A 20,219-nucleotide genomic window follows, 5' to 3' on the forward strand; every position below is an offset into this window, starting at 1 on the left:
TGACCGGGAGGAGCCTCGGACGGACGTGCGGTAACAGGTGTGCGAAGGGGAAAGGGCCTGGTGGTTGCCAAGGAGCGCCGGCCGTGGAAGGCTGCCGGAAGAGAATGATCGCGACGCCCCGGGGCGCCGGGTCGAGAGGCACCGCCGCTCCCGCAGCGGCCGTGAACTCCCCGGTCGTCCCCCGGCAGGGGCGTGATCGTGTTGACCGTCAAACTTTTTGGTGAGACTCTGGAAGCCCCGCGCACCTTGGCTGTTCGGCAGTGGAACCGGCACGACACGCAGTACTGCCGTACACCGCGGGTGCGAATCCCTCACGACCCACACCGCTTCGGTCGGTCACTCATTGTGGAGGACCATCCATCATGGCAAAGGCGCTTCTCGGATACGTCGGCGGCTCCGACCCGCGACTCCTCGCCGAGATGCGACGGCTTCAGCAGCGCGTCCAGGACCTCGAGTCCGAGCTGGTACGAATCCAGTCGGAGAACGACGCGCTCGCCTCTGCCGCCGCTCAGCACCAGGGAGAGTCGCTGCTGGACAGCATCGACCTCGACGTACCCCAGGCGGAGCCTGCGCTCACCTGACGGCCCAGCCCCGAGGGGCCGGGTGACAACCGCTCGGACCGGCACCACACCGGCCACGACAGAGCCAGCCGCGAAGCACGACACGCGTCGGCCGGCCACACAAGGGACGCTCCGGCGTCCCTTCTTGTCTTCACCCGCCCCTTCCCCCGCGTCCGCCCCCACCTCACCCGGGGATCTGCCCCGCCCGTTCACGGGCGAAACGCGCGGGCCCCGGTAGAGTCCCCGACGTGCACCTCAAGGCCCTGACGCTCCGCGGATTCAAGTCCTTCGCCTCGGCCACCACACTGAGGTTCGAGCCGGGGATCACCTGCGTCGTGGGCCCCAACGGTTCCGGCAAGTCCAACGTCGTGGACGCCCTCTCCTGGGTGATGGGAGAGCAGGGCGCCAAGTCGCTGCGCGGCGGCAAGATGGAGGACGTCATCTTCGCCGGCACGACCGGGCGCCCCCCGCTGGGCCGCGCCGAGGTCTCGCTGACCATCGACAACTCCGACGGCGCCCTGCCCATCGACTACACCGAGGTCACCCTCGCCCGGATCATGTTCCGCGGCGGCAGCAGCGAGTACCGGATCAACGGCGACCCCTGCCGGCTGCTCGACTTCCAGGAGCTGCTCTCCGACTCCGGCATCGGGCGGGAGATGCACGTCATCGTCGGGCAGGGGCAGCTCGACTCCGTGCTGCACGCCGACCCGATGGGGCGCCGCGCCTTCATCGAGGAGGCCGCGGGCGTCCTCAAGCACCGCAAGCGGAAAGAGAAGGCGCTGCGGAAGCTGGACGCGATGCAGGCCAACCTCGCGCGCGTGCAGGACCTCACCGACGAATTGCGCCGCCGGCTCAAACCGCTCGGCCGGCAGGCCGCCGTCGCCCGCCGGGCCGCCGTCATCCAGGCCGACCTGCGCGACGCGCGCCTGCGCCTCCTCGCCGACGACCTCGTGCGGCTCCGGGCCGCCCTCGCCGCCGAGGTCGCCGACGAGACGGCGCTGCTCGCGCGCAAGGAGGCCACCGAGAAGGAACTGCGCGCCGCCCTCGCGGAGGAGGCCGGCCTGGAGGCGGAGGTCCGCGCCCTCGTGCCCCGCCTGGAGCGCGCCCAGCAGAGCCGGTACGACCTCTCCCGGCTCGCCGAACGCGTCCGCGGCACCGTCTCCCTGGCCGACGCGCGCGTGAAGAGCGCCACCGCACCCGCCGAGGAACGGCGCGGCAGGGACCCCGAGGACCTGGAGCGCGAGGCGGCCCGCGTCCGCGAGGAGGAGGCCGGACTCGAAGCGGCCCTGGAGGAGGCCGAACACGCCCTGGAGGAGGCCGTCGCCCGCCGCGCCGGCCTCGAACGGGAGCTGGCGGACGAGGAGCGCCGCCTCAAGGACGCCGCCCGCGCCCTCGCCGACCGGCGCGAGGGCCTCGCCCGGCTCCACGGCCGGGTCGACGCGGCCCGCTCGCGCGCCGCCGCCGCACGGGCCGAGATCGACCGGCTCGTCGCCGCCCGGGACGAGGCCGCGGACCGGGCCGCCGCCGCCCGGGAGGAGTACGAAAAGCTCAGGACCGAGGTCGACGGACTCGACGCGGAGGACACCGAGTACGCCGAGCGGTACGAGGCCGCCCGTCGCGAACTGGCCGACGCCGAGGCCGCGCTGGGAGCCGCCCGGGAAGCCGCCGCCGCCGCCGAACACCGCCGCGCCGCGACCCGGGCCCGCCACGACACCCTCGCCCTCGGACTGCGCCGCAAGGACGGCACGGGCGCGCTCCTCGCCGCCGGAATCGCCGGAATCCTCGGCCCGGCGGCCGACCTCCTCACCGTCGCCCCGGGGTACGAGGTCCCCGTCGCCGCCGCCCTCGGCGCCGCCGCCGACGCGGTCGCCGCCGGGCCCGCCGCCGCAGCCGAGGCCCTCCGCCTGCTGCGCAAGCAGGACGCGGGCCGCGCCGCCCTGCTCCTGACCGGGGTGCGGGACCCGGAACCCGGGCCGGACCCCGCGCCCGGAGGACGTCCGTACGCCGCCGACCTGGTCCGGGGGCCCGCCGACCTCATGGGCGCCGTCCGCCGGCTGCTCGCCGGTGTCGTCGTCGTGGGCGACCTGGACGAGGCCGCCGAACTGGTCAGGACCCGGCCCGGACTGACCGCCGTCACCGCCGAGGGGGACCTGCTCGGGGCGCACTTCGCGCACGGCGGCTCCGCCGGCGCCCCCAGCCTCCTCGAAGTACAGGCGTCGGTGGCCGAGGCCGCCGCCGAACTCGACGCGCTGGGCGCCCTTTGCGAGGAGCTGGCGGCCGCGCGGCGGGAGGCCGACGAACGGCGCCGGGCCGCCGCCGCGCTCGTCGAGGAGCTCGACGCCCGCCGCCGCACCGCCGAGCGCGAGAAGTCCGGCGTCGCCCAGCGGCTCGGACGGCTCGCCGGACAGGCCGGGGGAGCGGCGGAGGAGGCCGAACGGGCCGCGACGGCGACCGCCCGCGCCCAGGAGGCGCTGGAGAAGGCCACCGCCGACGCCGAGGAGCTGGCCGAACGGCTGCTGGTGGCCCAGGAGACGGCCGGGGAGGACGGGGACGAGGAGCCGGACACCTCCGTGCGCGACCGGCTCGCGGTGGACGGTTCCCTCGCGCGCCAGGCCGAGATGGAGGCGCGGCTCCAGGTCCGCACCCACGAGGAGCGGGTCAGGGGGCTCGCCGGACGGGCCGACTCCCTCGACCGGGCCGCCCGCGCCGAACGGGAGGCACGCGCGCGTGCCGAGCGGCACCGCGCCCGGCTCCGCCACGAGGCACGGGTCGCGGGCGCGGTCGCCGCCGGGGCCCGGACGCTCCTGGCCCACGTCGAGGTCTCGCTCGCCCGCGCCGAACGGGAACGGGAGTCCGCCGAGGCGGCCAGGGCCGACCGGGAACGGGGGCTCGCGGCGGCCCGCGCCCGGGGCCGGGAGCTCAAGGCCGACCTGGACCGGCTGACCGACTCCGTCCACCGGGGCGAGGTCCTCGGCGCCGAGAAGCGGCTGCGGATCGAGCAGCTCGAGGCCAGGGCCCTGGAGGAGTTCGGCGTGGAGGGGGCCGTCCTGGTCGCCGAGTACGGTCCCGACCAGCCCGTCCCGCCGTCGCCCGCCGCCGAGGGGGAGGAGGACGATCCGGCCGCCCGGCCGCGGCCGTTCGTCCGTTCGGAGCAGGAGAAGCGGCTGAAGGCGGCCGAACGGGCGTACCACCAGCTCGGCAAGGTGAATCCGCTGGCCCTGGAGGAGTTCGCGGCCCTGGAGGAGCGGCACGGGTTCCTCTCGGAGCAACTGGAGGACCTGAGGAAGACCCGGACCGACCTGCTTCAGGTCGTGAAGGAGGTGGACCTGCGCGTCGAGCAGGTCTTCACCGAGGCGTACCGGGACACGGCCCGCGAGTTCGAGGGCGTCTTCTCGCGGCTCTTCCCGGGCGGCGAGGGCCGGCTGGTCCTCACGGACCCGGACTCCATGCTCACCACCGGCGTCGAGGTGGAGGCCCGCCCCCCGGGCAAGAAGGTCAAGCGGCTCTCGCTGCTCTCGGGCGGCGAGCGCTCCCTGACGGCCGTGGCGCTCCTCGTCGCCATCTTCAAGGCCCGGCCCAGTCCGTTCTACGTCATGGACGAGGTGGAGGCGGCGCTCGACGACACCAACCTCCAGCGGCTGATCGGACTCATGCGGGAGCTCCAGGAGACCTCGCAGCTGATCGTGATCACCCATCAGAAGCGGACGATGGAGATCGCGGACGCGCTGTACGGCGTTTCCATGCAGGGCGACGGGGTATCCAAGGTCATCAGCCAGAGGCTGCGTCAGGGATCCGCTCAGGGATCGCCTTCAAGACCTGAATAGAAGAGCCACTGCTTCGGCTCCTCGCTTCACGAGGGGGGATTTTTGACTTCAAAAGTTGAATGCATAGTCTCTGCAACATTGTCTCCCCCTTCCGGTGGTGGCCCCCGCGAAGTTGTGCCCCACTGGAAGGGCTCGTCCCCTCTGCCCCGACGACGCCGCCGGAGCCCCCAGGAGCCCATGTGACCAGCACCGATCCGGCGCACACGCCGCCGTCCTCCGAAGGCCGGGCCGCCCATCCGGACCACCTCGGACACGTCATCTTCATCACGGCCTCCGCCGCCATGGGCGGCTTCCTCTTCGGATACGACAGCTCCGTCATCAACGGCGCCGTCGAGGCGATCCGCCATCGCTACGACATCGGCTCCGGCACCCTGGCCCAGGTCATCGCCATCGCCCTCATCGGCTGCGCCATCGGCGCCGCCACCGCGGGCCGGATCGCGGACCGCATCGGCCGTATCCGCTGCATGCGGATCGCCGCCGCCCTCTTCACCGTCAGCGCCGTCGGCTCGGCACTGCCCTTCGCCCTCTGGGACCTGGCCTTCTGGCGGATCATCGGCGGCTTCGCCATCGGCATGGCCTCCGTCATCGGCCCCGCCTACATCGCGGAGGTCGCCCCCGCCGCCTACCGCGGCCGCCTCGGCTCCTTCCAGCAGGCCGCCATCGTCATCGGCATCGCCATCTCCCAGCTGGTCAACTACGGCATCCTCCAGCTCGCCGACGGCGACCAGCGCGGCAAGATCGGCGGCCTGGAGGCGTGGCAGTGGATGCTCGGCGTGATGGTCGTCCCCGCGCTCCTCTACGGCCTGCTCTCCTTCGCGATCCCCGAGTCCCCCCGCTTCCTCATCTCCGTCGGCAGGACCGACAAGGCCAAGGAGGTCCTCTCCGAGGTCGAGGGCGAGGACGTGGACCTGGACCACCGCGTGGCCGAGATCCAGCAGGCCATGCGCCGCGAACACAAGTCCACCTTCTGGGACCTGTTCGTCCCCGGCAGCCGCTCCAGGCTGCTGCCCATCGTCTGGGTCGGCATCGGCCTCTCGGTCTTCCAGCAGCTCGTCGGCATCAACGTCGCGTTCTACTACTCCGCGACCCTCTGGCAGTCCGTCGGCATCGACCCGTCCAGCTCGTTCCTCTACTCGTTCACCACGTCGATCATCAACATCGTCGGCACCGTGATCGCGATGGTCCTGGTCGACCGGGTCGGCCGCCGGCCCCTCGCCCTCGTCGGCTCCGCCGGCATGGCGATCGCCCTCGCCTTCGAGGCGTGGGCCTTCTCCGCCGACCTCGTCGACGGCAAGCTCCCCACCACCCAGGGCGTCGTGGCCCTCGTCGCCGCCCACGTCTTCGTGCTCTTCTTCGCCCTCTCGTGGGGCGTGGTGGTCTGGGTCTTCCTCGGCGAGATGTTCCCCAACCGCATCCGCGCCGCCGCCCTCGGCGTCGCCGCCTCCGCGCAGTGGATCGCCAACTGGGCCATCACCGCCAGCTTCCCGTCCCTCGCGGACTGGAACCTCTCCGGCACCTACATCATCTACACCGTCTTCGCCGTGCTCTCGATCCCCTTCGTGCTCCGGTACGTCAAGGAGACCAAGGGCAAGGCGCTGGAGGAGATGGGCTGACCCCCCGCCGCCCCGCCCCTCGCCCACGGAGACCGCCCCGGCCCGGCAGCGCCCCCGCGCCCGGCCCGGGGCGGTCGCCCGCCCCGGGCCCCGGCCGGCCACACCGCCGAACGGCGGACCGCCCCGGCACCCGGGAGCGCGCCCCCGCCGGGAGGACGGGGGACGCGCACGCGGTGACGCCATACTGGACCCGTTATGGAACTCATCCTTGCTGTAGTCATCGCTCTGGTCGTCGCGGTCGCCGTGACGAGCGGGCTCGTGATCAGCGGCCGCAAGAAGAAGCAGCTGCCGCCCGCCGAGCCGCCGTCCACCCCGCCGACCATCACCGCTCCGCCCGCCGAGCCGCGCGTCGGCGAGGAGGCGGAGACGCCGCGGGAAGAACCACGCCGCACGGTCGAGGAGGTCCCCCTCCCCACGGCCGAGGAGGCCACCGGGACGCCGACCGCCGTCGAGGACCCCGTCGTCGCCGAACCCCCGGCCCCCGAGATCGAGGTCCCCGAACCCACCGCCGGCCGTCTCGTACGGCTCCGGGCCCGTCTCGCCCGCTCCCAGAACTCGCTGGGCAAGGGGCTGCTCACGCTCCTGTCCCGCGAGCACCTCGACGAGGACACCTGGGAGGAGATCGAGGAGACCCTCCTCACCGCCGACGTCGGCGTCGCCCCCACCCAGGAACTGGTCGAGCGGCTGCGCGAGCGGGTCCGGGTGCTCGGCACCCGCACCCCCGAGGAGCTGCGCGGCCTGCTCCGCGAGGAGCTGATCGCCCTCCTCGGCCCCGACCTCGACCGCGCGGTCAGGACCGAGAGCCCCACGGACGTCCCCGGCGTCGTGATGGTCGTCGGCGTCAACGGCACCGGCAAGACCACCACCACCGGCAAGCTGGCCCGCGTTCTCGTCGCCGACGGCAAGTCCGTCGTCCTCGGCGCGGCCGACACCTTCCGCGCCGCCGCCGCCGACCAGCTCCAGACCTGGGGCGAGCGCGTCGGCGCCCGCACCGTCCGGGGCCCGGAGGGCGGCGACCCGGCGTCGATCGCCTTCGACGCGGTCAAGGAGGGCATCGCGGAGAAGGCCGACGTCGTCCTCATCGACACCGCCGGCCGGCTCCACACCAAGACCGGCCTCATGGACGAGCTGGGCAAGGTCAAGCGCGTCGTGGAGAAGCACGGCCCGCTGGACGAGGTCCTGCTCGTCCTCGACGCCACCACCGGCCAGAACGGCCTGATCCAGGCCCGCGTCTTCGCCGAGGTCGTCGACATCACCGGCATCGTCCTGACCAAGCTCGACGGCACCGCCAAGGGCGGCATCGTCGTCGCCGTCCAGCGCGAGCTGGGCGTCCCCGTGAAGCTGATCGGCCTGGGCGAGGGCCCGGACGACCTGGCCCCCTTCGAGCCGGGCGCCTTCGTGGACGCCCTGATCGGCGACTGACACCACCGCCCGCGCACACGCGTGAAGGGCCCCGCCACTCCCGTGGCCGGGGCCCTCCGCGTACGTACCGCCGGACGTCAGAAGCGCGTGCGGTGGCAGATGTACGCCAGGGTGCCGAGCAGCAACCGCGCCTGCGGCGGCGCGCCCGCCGTGTCGAGCGTCGGGGGCCGCAGCCAGCGGACCGGTCCGAGGCCCCCCAGGTCGGACGGGGGAGCGGTGACGTACGCACCGGGCCCCAGCCCGCGCAGGTCCAGGCCGGCGTCGTCCCAGCCCATCCGGTACAGCAGCCGCGGCAGTTCGGCCGCGGCCCCCGGCGCGACGAAGAACCGCGCCCGCCCCGTCGGCGTCACGCACACCGGGCCCAGCGGCAGCCCCATGCGCTCCAGCCGGACCAGGGCCCGCCGGCCCGCCGCCTCCGCCACCTCGATCACGTCGAAGGCGCGGCCCACCGGCAGCAGCAGCGCCGCGCCCGGGTACTCCGACCACGCCTTCACGGCGTCGTCCAGGGCGGCGCCCGCCGGAACCGGTTCCGCGAAGGAGAGGGGATGCGCCCCGGGGGCCGCGCACGCCGGGTCCCCGCAGGAGCACCGGCCGGACACGGCCCGCGCGCCCGGGACCACGTCCCACCCCCACAGCCCCGTGTACTCCGCCACCGCTGTGCACTCCGTGGTGCGTACGCGGCGGCGTGCGCCGGACCGCATCTCACGAATGCCGCCGATCGTGAAACCCATGTCCCCTCCAACGGGTCGAGCGCGCCGGTGGTTACGACCCGGAGTTCACTCGTCACCGTTCGTCACGCCCGGCGCCGGGGTGGCGCGCTGCCGTACGAGGGGTGGTGCGGACCGGAACACGCGCCTCCGCGCGCATCCGTCCGGCGACTCGGGTCGTCGCACGTCAAGTGAAGCGCGTTCCACGGAAAGCGAGTTCATCCGAAGGGGTGGCGAATGGTGGCGTTTCTTGAATTCCCCTCGTAGAGGGGCGATCGTGGGGTTACTTTCGGTACTCGAAACCGCAGGGGCGCGGCGCACGCGTGAGTATGCCGGAGGCAACCCGGTTTTCCGTTCGAAGGAGGGCGAACGCCGGACGGGAGCCGTGGGAGACGGCATCCTGTCAGGGGTTCGCACGACAGACGATCAGGTGGATGGGGGCGTTCCAGTGGGCGGCAACGGCGCAGACGGTACGACTGCCGGGAAGCGCCCGAACGAGCGACTGGGCTCGTGGTTCGTGCGCAGCGGCTGGTCCAAGGGGGAGCTGGCGCGCCAGGTGAACCGCAGGGCGCGCCAGATGGGCGCGCACCACATCTCCACCGACACCTCGCGCGTGCGCCGCTGGCTCGACGGAGAGCAGCCCCGCGAACCCATCCCGCGCATCCTCTCCGAACTCTTCTCCGAGCGGTTCGGCTCCGTCGTCGCCGTCGAGGACCTCGGCCTGCGCACGGCCCACCAGGCGCCCTCCGTCGCCGGCGTCGACCTCCCCTGGGCGGGCCCCCAGACCGTCGCCCTGCTCAGCGAGTTCTCCCGCAGCGACCTCATGCTCGCCCGCCGGGGTTTCCTCGGCTCCTCGCTCTCCCTCGCCGCCGGCCCCGCCCTCGTCGAGCCGATGCAGCGCTGGCTCGTCCCCACCCCCGCCGGCGAGCGGCCCGCCGCCCCCCCCGACGCCCACCGCCCCCACCGGCTCTCCGAGGTCGAGCTCAACCTCCTGGAGTCCACCACCTCGATGTTCCGCAAGTGGGACGCCCAGTGCGGCGGCGGACTGCGCCGCAAGGCCGTCGTCGGACAGCTCCACGAGGTCACCGACCTTCTCCAGGAGCACCACCCCGCCGCCGTCTCCAAGCGCCTCTTCACCTGCGCCGCCGAACTCGCCGAACTCGCGGGCTGGATGAGCTACGACGTGGGCCTCCAGCCCACCGCCCAGAAGTACTTCGTGCTCGCCCTGCACGCGGCCAAGGAGGCCGGGAACAAGCCCCTCGGCTCGTACATCCTCTCCTCCATGAGCCGCCAGATGATCCACCTCGGCCGGCCCGACGACGCCCTCGAACTCATCCACCTCGCCCAGTACGGCAGCCGGGACTGCGCCACCGCCCGCACCCAGGCCATGCTGTATGCGATGGAGGCCCGCGCCTACGCCAACATGGGCCAGCCCTCCAAGTGCAAGCGGGCCGTCCGGATGGCCGAGGACACCTTCGCCGACGCCGGTCTCGACGGCGAGCCCGAGCCCGACTGGATCCGCTTCTTCTCCGAGGCCGAACTCAACGGCGAGAACTCCCACTCCTACCGGGACCTCGCCTATGTCGCCGGACGCTCGCCGACGTACGCCTCGCTCGCCGAACCCCTCATGGAGCGGGCCGTCGACCTCTTCGGGAAGGACGCCGACCACCAGCGGTCGTACGCCCTCAACCTGATCGGCCTGGCCACCGTCCACCTCCTCAAGCGCGAGCCCGAGCAGTCCGTCGTCCTCGCCGAGAAGGCCCTGGGCGTCGCCCGCAGCATCCGCTCCGAGCGGGTCAACACCCGGCTCCGCAAGACCGTCGACCACGCCGCCCGTCACTACAGCGACATCGCCGAGGTCGTCCAGCTCACCGACCGCCTCACCCAGCTCCTGCCCGAGGCCGCCGAAGCGGTCTGACCCCTCCGCCGGGCCCCGCGGGGCCCGCACCGACCCCGGCCGCGCCGGGCGTCCCGTACCACCCGACTCGGCTCCCCCGCCGCAAGGTCGCACGGACGCCCGACGCGGCCGGTCCGCGTCCCCGTGCCTTCCGGCCGCCCGTGTGCCGCCGCGCGCGGAGAGTACACCGCGCCCCGCCCGTGACCCGCGTGTTCACGTTCGCGTAACACGGCCCACACCTTCGTCACCGCCCCGAAACACCGGGCGGCACCGGCGGAAACCGTGCCGGGGGAATCTCTGGCTCATCACCGGCCCCCCACGGAGCCGGCCACTCCCCGGCCCCGCCCCGCACAGGCCGCATCCGACGAGGAGACGCCGATGGCACCAGCCGTCACGACCCTGGCCGCAGACGCTCCCGAGCTGTCCGCCGCCAACACCGGGTTCATGCTCATCTGCTCCGCCCTGGTCATGCTGATGACCCCGGCACTCGCCTTCTTCTACGGAGGCATGGTCCGCGTCAAGTCCACCCTCAACATGCTGATGATGAGCTTCGTCAGCCTCGGGATCGTCACGATCCTGTGGGTGCTCTACGGCTTCAGCCTCGCCTTCGGCACCGACAAGGGCTCGATCGTCGGCTGGTCCTCCGACTACGCCGGCCTCAGCGGCATCGGCATCACCGAACTGTGGGACGGCTACACCATCCCCGTCTACGTCTTCGCCGTCTTCCAGCTCATGTTCGCGGTCATCACCCCCGCCCTCATCAGCGGCGCCCTCGCCGACCGCGTCAAGTTCACCGCCTGGGTCCTCTTCGTCACCCTCTGGGCCACGGTCGTGTACTTCCCCGTCGCCCACTGGGTCTGGGGCTCCGGCGGCTGGCTCTTCGAGATGGGCGTCATCGACTTCGCCGGCGGCACCGCCGTCCACATCAACGCCGGCGCCGCCGCCCTCGGCGTCATCCTCGTCATCGGCAAGCGGGTCGGCTTCAAGAAGGACCCGATGCGCCCGCACAGCCTCCCGCTGGTCATGCTCGGCGCCGGACTCCTCTGGTTCGGCTGGTTCGGCTTCAACGCCGGCTCCTGGCTCGGCAACGACGACGGCGTCGGCGCCGTGATGTTCGTCAACACCCAGGTCGCCACCGCCGCCGCCATGCTCGCCTGGCTCGCGTACGAGAAGGTCCGCCACGGCTCCTTCACCACCCTCGGCGCCGCCTCCGGAGCCGTCGCCGGACTCGTCGCCATCACCCCCTCCGGCGGCGCCGTCAGCCCCCTCGGCGCGATCGCGGTCGGCGCCGTCGCCGGCCTGCTGTGCGCCATGGCCGTCGGCCTCAAGTACAGGTTCGGCTACGACGACTCCCTCGACGTCGTCGGCGTCCACCTCGTCGGCGGTGTCGTCGGCTCCCTCCTCGTCGGCCTCTTCGCCACCGGCGGCGTCCAGTCCGACGCCAAGGGCCTCTTCTACGGCGGCGGCCTCGAACAGCTGGGCAAGCAGGCGATCGGCGTCCTCGCGGTCCTCGCCTACTCCCTGATCGTCTCCGCGCTCCTCGCCCTGGCCATCGACAGGACCATGGGCATGCGGGTCGCCGAGGACGTCGAGGTCTCCGGCATCGACCAGGTCGAGCACGCCGAGACCGCCTACGACTTCAGCGGCGCCGGCGGCGGCACCTCCTCCCGCTCCGCCGCCCCGGCCGCCCCGACCGTCCCGCAGAACAAGAAGGTGGACGCATGAAGCTCATCACCGCGGTCGTGAAGCCGCACCGGCTCGACGAGATCAAGGAGGCCCTCCAGGCGTTCGGCGTCCACGGCCTCACCGTCACCGAAGCCAGCGGCTACGGCCGCCAGCGCGGCCACACCGAGGTCTACCGGGGCGCCGAGTACACCGTCGACCTCGTCCCCAAGATCCGCGTCGAGGTCCTGGTGGAGGACGAGGACGCCGAACAGCTCATCGACGTCGTCGTCAAGGCCGCCCGGACCGGCAAGATCGGAGACGGCAAGGTGTGGAGCGTGCCGGTCGAGACCGCCGTACGGGTCCGCACCGGCGAACGCGGCCCGGACGCGCTGTAGGCACACATGAGGAGCCGCCGGATGACGAGCCCCGGAACCAGCGAACGGAACGAGAACCCGGCACCCGGCGGTCACGCGGCGGCCCGGCTGCTCCTCCTCCGGGAGGAAGGGCGGTCCGGGCCGCCGCGCCGCGCCGCCCTCGCCCGCCTCACCGACGACTGGCTCACCGGCCTCTTCGCCGCCGCCGCGCCGCCCCCCGGCACCGCCCTCGTCGCCGTCGGCGGCTACGGCCGCTCCGAACTCTCCCCCCGCAGCGACCTCGACCTCCTCCTGCTCCACGACGGCAGCGCCCGCGCCGCCGCGATCGCCGCCCTCGCCGACCGGATCTGGTACCCGGTGTGGGACGCCGGCCTCGCCCTCGACCACTCCGTCCGCACCCCCGCCGAAGCCCGCGCCACCGCCGCCGGGGACCTCAGGGTCCACCTCGGCCTCCTCGACGCCCGGCCCCTCGCCGGAGACGCCGGACTCGCCACCGCCCTGCGCGCCACCGCCCTCGCCGACTGGCGCCGCCGGGCGCCCGAGCGCCTTCCCGGACTCGGCGCCCTCTGCCGCGAACGCGCCGAACGCGCGGGGGAGCTGCGGTTCCTCCTCGAACCCGACCTCAAGGAGGCCCGCGGCGGACTGCGCGACGCCCAGGCCCTCCGGGCCGTCGCCGCCTCCTGGATCGCCGACGCCCCCCGCGCGGGACTCGACCGCGCCCGCCGGTGCCTCCTCGACGTCCGCGACGCCCTCCACCTGACCACCGGCCGCGCCACCGACCGGCTCGCCCTCCAGGAACAGGACGCCGTCGCCGCCGCGCTGGGCCTCCCCGACGCCGACGCCCTGCTCCGCGAGGTGTACGAGGCCGCCCGGGCCCTCTCGTACGCCGCCGACGTCACCTGGCGCGAGGTCGACCGCGTCCTCGGGGCCCGCTCGGCACGGCCCCGGCTCCGGTCCCTCCTGGGCGGCCGGTCGGTGACCGGACGGACGGGCGGCGGGAAGCCGCCGATCGAACGCACCCCGCTCGCCGAGGGCGTCGTGGAGATGGACGGCGAGGTCGTCCTCGCCCACACCGCCAAACCCGAACGCGACCCCGTCCTCACCCTGCGCGCCGCCGCCGCGGCCGCCCAGTCCGGACTCCCGCTCTCCCCGCACGCCGTGCGCCGGCTCGCCGCCACCGCCAAACCCCTCCCGGTGCCCTGGCCCGCCGAGGCACGCGAGGAGCTCGTCACCCTCCTCGGCGCCGGGACGGCCACCGTCCCCGTCTGGGAGGCCCTGGAGGCCGAGGGGATCGTCACCCGACTCCTCCCCGGCTGGGAACGCGTCCGCTGCCGGCCCCAGCGCAACCCGGTCCACACCTGGACCGTCGACCGCCACCTCGTGGAGACCGCCGTACGGGCCGCCTCGCTCACCCGCCGCGTCGGCCGCCCCGACCTCCTCCTCGTCGCCGCCCTCCTCCACGACATCGGCAAGGGCGGACCCGGCGACCACTCCGTCGCCGGCGAGGCCGTCGCCCGCGACCTCGCCGCCCGCATCGGCTTCGACCGCGCCGACACCGCCACCGTCGCCACCGCCGTCCGCCACCACCTGCTCCTCGTCGAGACCGCCACCCGGCGCGACCTCGACGACCCCGCCACCGTCCAGACCGTCGCCACCGCCGTCGGCACCCTCGGCACCCTGGAGCTCCTGCACGCCCTCACCGAGGCCGACGCCCTCGCCACCGGCCCCGCCGCCTGGTCCTCCTGGCGCGCCTCGCTCGTCGCCGACCTGGTCGAACGGGTCGCGGGCGTCCTCGCCGGGGAACCCCCGCCCGACCCCGGGACCGCCGCACCCGACGCCGCGCAGGAACGCCTCGCCGTCGAGGCCCTGCGCACCGGCGGACCCGTCCTCACCCTCCGCACCCGGGCCGAACGGCGGACGGAGGGCGACGCGGACGACACGGCCCCCGAGCCCGTCGGCGTCGAACTCGCCATCGCCCTGCCCGACCGGCCCGGCGTCCTGCCCGCCGTCGCCGGCGTCCTCGCCCTGCACCGCCTCACCGTCCGTGCCGCCGACCTGCGGGCCGTGGACCTCCCCGCCGGGCTCGGCTCCGGCTCCGTCCTCCTCCTCGACTGGCGCGTCGCCGCCGAGTACGGCTCCCTGCCCGAGGCCGCCCGGCTCCGCGCCGACCTCGTCCGCGCCCTCGACGGCTCCCTCGACATCCCCGCCCGCCTCGCCGAACGCGAGGCGGCCCACCCCCGGCGCCGGGGCCTCACCGCCCCGCCGCCCCGCGTCACCGTCGCCGCCGCCGGCTCCCGCCTCGCCACCGTCATCGAGGTCCGCGCCCAGGACGCCCCCGGCCTCCTCCACCGCATCGGCCGCGCCCTGGAAGGAGCGGCGGTACGGGTCAGGAGCGCCCACGTCTCCACCCTGGGCGCCAACGCCGTCGACACCCTGTACGTGACCCGGCCGGACGGCTCCCCGCTGCCCCCGGGGGAGGCGGCGGACCTGGCGGGGACGCTGGAGGCGGCGCTGGGATGACCCGGGTGCGCGCCGGCCGCCGGGCGCGAGGCCGCTTCCCGCGCGTGCGGGGACCACGGACTCCCGGTGGGCGGGGAGGATTCCCCGGCCGGGCCGGATACCCTGGAGGGCGATTCCCCGCCCCCGACCTCAAGGACCGACGAGCGCCGTGTTCGATACTCTCTCCGACCGCCTGAGCGCGACCTTCAAGAACCTCCGGGGCAAGGGTCGCCTTTCCGAGCAGGACATCGACAGCGCGGCCCGGGAAATCCGTATCGCCCTCCTCGAGGCCGACGTCGCCCTGCCGGTCGTGCGCGAGTTCATCCGGAACGTCAAGGAGCGGTCCCTCGGGGCCGAGGTCTCCAAGGCCCTGAACCCGAGCCAGCAGGTCGTCAAGATCGTCAACGACGAGCTGGTCTCGATCCTCGGCGGCGAGACCCGCCGCCTCCGGTTCGCCAAGTCCGGCCCGACCGTGATCATGCTCGCCGGTCTCCAGGGCGCAGGCAAGACCACCCTCGCCGGAAAGCTCGGCCTCTGGCTCAAGGGCCAGGGCCACTCCCCGCTGCTCGTCGCCTGCGACCTCCAGCGCCCCAACGCCGTCAACCAGCTCTCCGTCGTCGCCGACCGCGCGGGCGTCGCCTTCTACGGCCCCCAGCCGGGCAACGGCGTCGGCGACCCGGTCCAGGTCGCCAAGGACTCGATCGAGCACGCGCGCACCAAGCTCTACGACGTCGTCATCGTCGACACCGCCGGCCGCCTCGGCATCGACCAGGAACTGATGCGGCAGGCCGCGGACATCAGGGACGCGGTCTCCCCCGACGAGATCCTCTTCGTCGTCGACGCCATGATCGGCCAGGACGCGGTCAACACCGCCGAGGCGTTCCGCGACGGCGTCGGCTTCGACGGGGTCGTGCTCTCCAAGCTCGACGGCGACGCCCGCGGTGGTGCCGCGCTCTCCATCGCGCACGTCACCGGCAAGCAGATCATGTTCGCCTCCAACGGCGAGAAGCTGGACGACTTCGACGCGTTCCACCCGGACCGCATGGCGTCCCGCATCCTCGGCATGGGCGACATGCTCTCCCTCATCGAGAAGGCCCAGCAGACCTTCGACGAGGAAGAGGCCGCCAAGATGGCCTCGAAGCTCGCCTCGAAGAAGGGGCAGGAGTTCACGCTCGACGACTTCCTGGCCCAGATGGAGCAGGTCCGCAAGATGGGCAGCATCAGCAAGCTGCTCGGGATGCTGCCCGGCATGGCCCAGATGAAGGAGCAGATCAACAACATCGACGAGAAGGACGTCGACCGCACGGCCGCCATCATCAAGTCGATGACCCCGGCCGAGCGCCAGGACCCGACCCTCATCAACGGCTCCCGCCGCGCCCGCATCGCCAAGGGCTCCGGCGTCGAGGTCAGCGCGGTCAAGGGCCTGGTCGAGCGGTTCTTCGAGGCCCGCAAGATGATGTCCCGCATGGCCCAGGGCGGCGGCCTGCCGGGCATGCCCGGCATCCCCGGCATGGGCGGCGGCCCCGGCCGCCAGAAGAAGCAGGTCAAGCAGGCCAAGGGCAAGCGCAAGAGCGGCAACCCGATGAAGCGGAAGGCCGAGGAGCAGGCCGCCGCCGAGCGCCGCGAGCAGGCCCAGCAGGGCGGCGCCTTCGGTCTGCCCGGGGCGGGCCAGAGCCCGAAGGACTTCGAGCTGCCGGACGAGTTCAAGAAGTTCATGGGCTGACGCGTACGCGTACGTGAGGAAGAGGGGCCCGGGGCGGTGCGACACCGCCCCGGGCCCCTCCCCGTACCCCTCACTCCTCCGCACCGCCCGCGATGCCCGGTTCCTCCCGCTCTTCGATACTGGGGCCACCGCCGCCCCGAGGAGAGTCACGTGGCCGACCCCGCACCCCCGCGCGACCGGACCGACCAGCCCTGGCGCTCGGAGGGGGCCCCGCCGCCCCCGTCGCCGAAGAAGCGGATGCCGGGCGGCTGGGGCGGACTGATCCTCACCGCGCTCGTCGTGTACCTGCTGACCAACATCGTCCTGTCGTTCTTCAACGACGGCGACGGGCCGACGATCTCGTACACCGAGTTCGACAAGCAGGTCGCCGCCGGGAACGTCACCAAGATCTACTCCAAGGGCGACGCGATCCAGGGGCAGCTCAAGAACAAGCGGCCCGTCCCCGGCGGCAAGGGCGACTACACCACGTTCACCACCCAGCGGCCCGCCTTCGCCGACGACGACCTGTGGGCGCAGCTGACCGGGCGGAACGTCGTCGTCACCGCCGAACCGGTCGTCCAGGAGCGCAGCTTCCTCGCCAACCTCCTCCTCTCGCTCGCCCCGATGCTGCTGCTCGTCCTGCTCTGGGTGTTCATCGCCCGCCGGATGAGCGCGGGCATGGGCGGCGCCGGCGGCATGCTGGGCCGCAAACAGCCGCCCAAGCCGGTGGAGCCGGAGACCGGCAAGCGCACCACCTTCGCCGACGTCGCCGGCATCGACGAGGTCGAGGGCGAGCTCAACGACGTCGTCGACTTCCTCAAGAACCCGGACGCCTACCGGGCCATGGGCGCCAAGATGCCCCGCGGCGTCCTCCTCGCCGGACCCCCCGGTACGGGCAAGACCCTCCTCGCGCGGGCCGTCGCGGGCGAGGCCGGGGTGCCGTTCTTCTCGGCCTCCGCCTCCGGGTTCATCGAGATGATCGTGGGCGTGGGCGCCTCCCGGGTGCGGGAACTGTTCGCCGAGGCCCGCAAGGTCGCCCCGGCGATCGTCTTCATCGACGAGATCGACACCATCGGCCGGGTCCGGGGCGGCGGTTCCGGGACGGGCGGCCACGACGAGCGCGAGCAGACCCTCAACCAGATCCTCACGGAGATGGACGGCTTCACCGGATCCGAGGGGGTCGTCGTCCTCGCCGCCACCAACCGCGCCGACGTCCTGGACCCCGCCCTCACCCGGCCCGGCCGCTTCGACCGGATCGTCCACGTCAACCCGCCGGACCGGGGCGGCCGCGCGGCCATCCTCCGCATCCACACCCGGCAGATCCCGCTCGCCGGGGACGTCGATCTGGAGCAGGTGGCCCGTACGACCCCCGGCATGACCGGCGCCGAACTCGCCAACCTCGCCAACGAGGCCGCGCTCCTGGCCGTCAAGCGCGGCCAGAAGGCCGTCACGCGGTCCGATCTGTCCGACGCCCTGGAGAAGGTCCAGCTCGGCGCGGAGCGGCCCCTGGTGATGCCGGAGGAGGAGCGGCGCCGGACCGCGTACCACGAGAGCGGCCACGCCCTGCTCGGCATGCTCCAGCCCGGCGCCGACCCGGTCCGCAAGATCACCATCGTGCCGCGCGGCCGGGCGCTGGGCGTCACCCTGTCCACCCCCGACGCCGACAAGTACGCCTACACCGAGGAGTACCTGCGCGGCCGGATCATCGGCGCCCTCGGCGGGATGGCGGCCGAGCAGGTCGTCTTCGGGACGATCACCACCGGCGCCGAGAGCGACCTGGAGCAGGTCACCGGCATCGCCCGGGGCATGGCGGGCCGCTGGGGCATGAGCGAGCGGGTCGGCCGCCTCACCGCCGTCCCGGGCGACGCCCAGCAGCCGTACGGCCTGTCGGCGGCCCCCGCGACCCTCGACACCGTCGACCGGGAGATGCGCCGGATCGTCGACGAGTGCTACGAGGCCGCCCTGCGGCAGCTCGGCGACCACCGGGACAAGCTGGACGCCCTGGCCGAGGCCCTCCTGGCGAACGAGACCCTGGAGGAGGACGCGGCCTACCGCGCGGCGGGCATCGCCCGCCCGGCCCCGGGCCCCGAGCCGGGCGTGGGCCCGAACCCCGAGCCGCCGGGGGCGTGACGGGGAGCGCGGGCGGTACGGGTGCCGGCGGCCGGGCAGCGCCGAGGACTCGCGGCGCGGGCGGCCGGGGGAGCGGGCGGTGCGGGTGCCGACCGGTCAGGGAGTGCGGGCGACCACGTACCGGAAGACGTTCGGCATCCACACCGTCCCGTCCGGGCGGACGTACGGGGCGAGCGCCTCTTCGATCTCCTTCTCCACCTGCGGGAGGTCCGTCGCGCGGACCGCCTCGTCGAAGGCGCCCGTCGAAAGGAGTCCCCGCACCGCGCTGCCCTCGTCCGCGTACCCGAAGGGGCAGGCGACCCGGCCCGCGCCCTCCCGCCGCAGCCCCGCTCCGGCCACCAGCGCGTCCGGGTCCGGCGCCGGGCCCGGACGGCGGTCCGAGAGCCGGGCCGCGACCCGCAGCACCGGTTCCGTGGCGCACCGCTCCGGCGGCCCCCATCCGGCGACGACGACCGCCGTGCCGGAAGGGGCCGTACGGGTGAGCGCGGGCAGCTCCGGAAGAAGGGCGTCCGTCGGGTGGAAGGCCGTGATCACGTCGTACGGGGCGTACTCCGGCGGTCCGTGCGTGACCGCGACGCCCTCCGGAAGCCGCTCCCGGGCCAGCTCCGCGCGCGCGTGGTCCCGGTCCGCGCCGGCCACCCGCGCGCCCCGCGCGGCCGCCATGAGGAGGGCCAGACCCGAGCCGCAGCCGAGGCCGAGGACCCGGGTGCCCGGGCCCACGCCGAGACGGTCGTACACCGCCTCGTACAGCGGGACGAGCATCCGCTCCTGGATCTCGGCCCAGTCGCGCGCGGGGTGGTGCGGAACGAGCGTGGGTGTCATGAAAAGCGCCCCAATCCGTGGTCGGACGACGGCCCCCCGTAGTCAGGGAACTCCCCTTCCGGGGCCGCGTCCAGTGGTCGGGCCGCACCGATTCGCCCGGGGGAGGGGCGGTGTGCGCCCGCGCGCGCGGACCCTGTAATGTCCCCGCAACACTCCACGGCCGCCCCGGCCCCCGGCGGGTGCGCGCACCCGGTCCACGCGCCGGGGCGTATGCGCCGCTCCGTACGGGCATGGGGCCGCCCGGGCGGCTTCTCCGCAGATCGGCGTACTGGCCCTCGTCCGGACGCATCGGAGCCAACTGACGGGTAAGTGCAAAATATTTGGGATGCCCCGGAATGGAACCCGGGAGCGCTCCGGCTCGTTGTACCCGACGTGAGCACGACACCACCTGTTCTCGCCGCAGAGCTGGCACAGGCGTGGGCCGACATTCAGCGGCACCACCCCGAGCTGCCCGACCTTGCCGCGCCCGAATCCCTCATCGGAGAGTCCTCGTCCGCCTGCGGCGCCGAACTCTCCTTCGAACGACTCCTCCACGAGGCGGTCCACGGCATCGCCGCGGCCCGGGGGGTCCGCGACACCTCCCGCGCCGGGCGGTACCACAACCGCCGCTTCCTCGCGATCGCCGAGGAGATGGGTCTCGACCACTCCGAGGAGCCGCACGCCAGCAGCGGCTTCTCCCTGGTCACGCTCAACGCGGAGGCCAGGCGGCGCTACCGCCCCACCATCGAACGGCTCCAGCGCGCCCTCAAGGCCCACACGGTCGCCACCGCCGCCGACACCAAGCGCTCCTTCCGCGGACCGGCCGCCCGGCACGGTTCCTCGGGCGGCGGCGTCCGGGTCAAGGCCGTCTGCGACTGCGGGCGCAACGTGCGCGTGGTCCCCTCGGTGCTCGCCCAGGCCCCGATCGTCTGCGGCGGCTGCGGCAAACCCTTCCGCATCCCGGAGACGGTGGGCGCCGCCAACTGAGGCTCCGGCGTGTGGCACAATGGCTAGCTGTACTCGAC

General features: G+C 73.7%; 13 protein-coding genes. 11 read left to right on the forward strand and 2 right to left on the reverse strand.

Features of this window, described 5'->3' with window-relative positions; all coding sequences use genetic code 11:
* Positions 1-362: 362 nt before the first annotated feature.
* From ACZ6AQ_RS16270 to ftsY, 4 genes are all read left to right on the forward strand, one after another.
* Entirely contained in the window at positions 363-581 is a 219-nt protein-coding gene (locus ACZ6AQ_RS16270; protein ID WP_388689233.1) for a hypothetical protein, read from the forward strand.
* A 227-nt stretch (positions 582-808) separates the two neighbouring features.
* Positions 809-4,384, forward strand: a complete 3,576-nt coding sequence (smc, locus tag ACZ6AQ_RS16275) for a chromosome segregation protein SMC (RefSeq protein WP_468760375.1) — start codon at positions 809-811, stop codon at positions 4,382-4,384.
* 179 nt (positions 4,385-4,563) lie between these two features.
* Entirely contained in the window at positions 4,564-5,997 is a 1,434-nt protein-coding gene (locus ACZ6AQ_RS16280; RefSeq protein WP_468760376.1) for a sugar porter family MFS transporter, read from the forward strand.
* Positions 5,998-6,192: 195 nt separating this feature from the next.
* Complete coding sequence (gene ftsY, locus ACZ6AQ_RS16285) at positions 6,193-7,419, forward strand: signal recognition particle-docking protein FtsY (RefSeq protein ID WP_388689238.1); 1,227 nt, start codon at positions 6,193-6,195, stop codon at positions 7,417-7,419.
* Positions 7,420-7,496: 77 nt separating this feature from the next.
* On the opposite strand, the gene ACZ6AQ_RS16290 is transcribed toward ftsY, so the two are convergent.
* A complete protein-coding gene (locus ACZ6AQ_RS16290) occupies positions 7,497-8,150 on the reverse strand; it encodes a bifunctional DNA primase/polymerase (protein WP_468760377.1) in 654 nt (217 codons plus the stop codon).
* Positions 8,151-8,574: 424 nt separating this feature from the next.
* On the opposite strand from ACZ6AQ_RS16290, the gene nsdA reads away from it, so the two are divergent.
* From nsdA to ftsH, 6 genes are all read left to right on the forward strand, one after another.
* Positions 8,575-10,044, forward strand: coding sequence for a transcriptional repressor NsdA (gene nsdA, locus ACZ6AQ_RS16295; protein ID WP_468760378.1), 1,470 nt, complete (start codon positions 8,575-8,577; stop codon positions 10,042-10,044).
* Positions 10,045-10,401: 357 nt separating this feature from the next.
* Positions 10,402-11,748, forward strand: a complete 1,347-nt coding sequence (locus tag ACZ6AQ_RS16300) for an ammonium transporter (protein ID WP_468760379.1) — start codon at positions 10,402-10,404, stop codon at positions 11,746-11,748.
* The gene (locus ACZ6AQ_RS16305; RefSeq protein ID WP_116158629.1) at positions 11,745-12,083 is read left to right on the forward strand and encodes a P-II family nitrogen regulator; all 339 of its coding nucleotides are present in this window, start codon (positions 11,745-11,747) and stop codon (positions 12,081-12,083) included. The genes ACZ6AQ_RS16300 and ACZ6AQ_RS16305 overlap by 4 nt, the downstream gene beginning before the upstream one ends.
* Before the next feature lie 21 nt (positions 12,084-12,104).
* Entirely contained in the window at positions 12,105-14,582 is a 2,478-nt protein-coding gene (locus ACZ6AQ_RS16310; RefSeq protein ID WP_468760380.1) for a [protein-PII] uridylyltransferase, read from the forward strand.
* Between the two features lie 148 nt (positions 14,583-14,730).
* The gene (ffh, locus tag ACZ6AQ_RS16315; protein WP_388689249.1) at positions 14,731-16,284 is read left to right on the forward strand and encodes a signal recognition particle protein; all 1,554 of its coding nucleotides are present in this window, start codon (positions 14,731-14,733) and stop codon (positions 16,282-16,284) included.
* 150 nt (positions 16,285-16,434) lie between these two features.
* Positions 16,435-18,393, forward strand: coding sequence for an ATP-dependent zinc metalloprotease FtsH (gene ftsH / locus ACZ6AQ_RS16320; RefSeq protein WP_468760381.1), 1,959 nt, complete (start codon positions 16,435-16,437; stop codon positions 18,391-18,393).
* Positions 18,394-18,489: 96 nt separating this feature from the next.
* Here the strand turns inward: ftsH and ACZ6AQ_RS16325 are convergent, their stop codons facing one another.
* A complete protein-coding gene (locus ACZ6AQ_RS16325; protein ID WP_468760382.1) occupies positions 18,490-19,215 on the reverse strand; it encodes a class I SAM-dependent methyltransferase in 726 nt (241 codons plus the stop codon).
* Positions 19,216-19,587: 372 nt separating this feature from the next.
* Between ACZ6AQ_RS16325 and ACZ6AQ_RS16330 the strand changes: the two genes are divergently transcribed.
* Positions 19,588-20,181, forward strand: a complete 594-nt coding sequence (locus ACZ6AQ_RS16330; protein ID WP_388689253.1) for a hypothetical protein — start codon at positions 19,588-19,590, stop codon at positions 20,179-20,181.
* Positions 20,182-20,219: the final 38 nt, after the last annotated feature.

Source organism: Streptomyces sp. NPDC041191 (assembly GCF_055591945.1).

Excerpts from the sequence above, each read along its gene's own strand:
- ACZ6AQ_RS16270 (WP_388689233.1), top strand. The coding sequence starts at position 363 with ATGGCAAAGGCGCTTCTCGGATACGTCGGCGGCTCCGACCCGCGACTC.
- ftsY (WP_388689238.1), top strand. The coding sequence starts at position 6,193 with ATGGAACTCATCCTTGCTGTAGTCATCGCTCTGGTCGTCGCGGTCGCC.
- ACZ6AQ_RS16290 (WP_468760377.1), bottom strand. The coding sequence starts at position 8,150 with ATGGGTTTCACGATCGGCGGCATTCGTGAGATGCGGTCCGGCGCACGC.
- ACZ6AQ_RS16300 (WP_468760379.1), top strand. The coding sequence starts at position 10,402 with ATGGCACCAGCCGTCACGACCCTGGCCGCAGACGCTCCCGAGCTGTCC.
- ACZ6AQ_RS16305 (WP_116158629.1), top strand. The coding sequence starts at position 11,745 with ATGAAGCTCATCACCGCGGTCGTGAAGCCGCACCGGCTCGACGAGATC.
- ACZ6AQ_RS16310 (WP_468760380.1), top strand. The coding sequence starts at position 12,105 with ATGACGAGCCCCGGAACCAGCGAACGGAACGAGAACCCGGCACCCGGC.
- ACZ6AQ_RS16325 (WP_468760382.1), bottom strand. The coding sequence starts at position 19,215 with ATGACACCCACGCTCGTTCCGCACCACCCCGCGCGCGACTGGGCCGAG.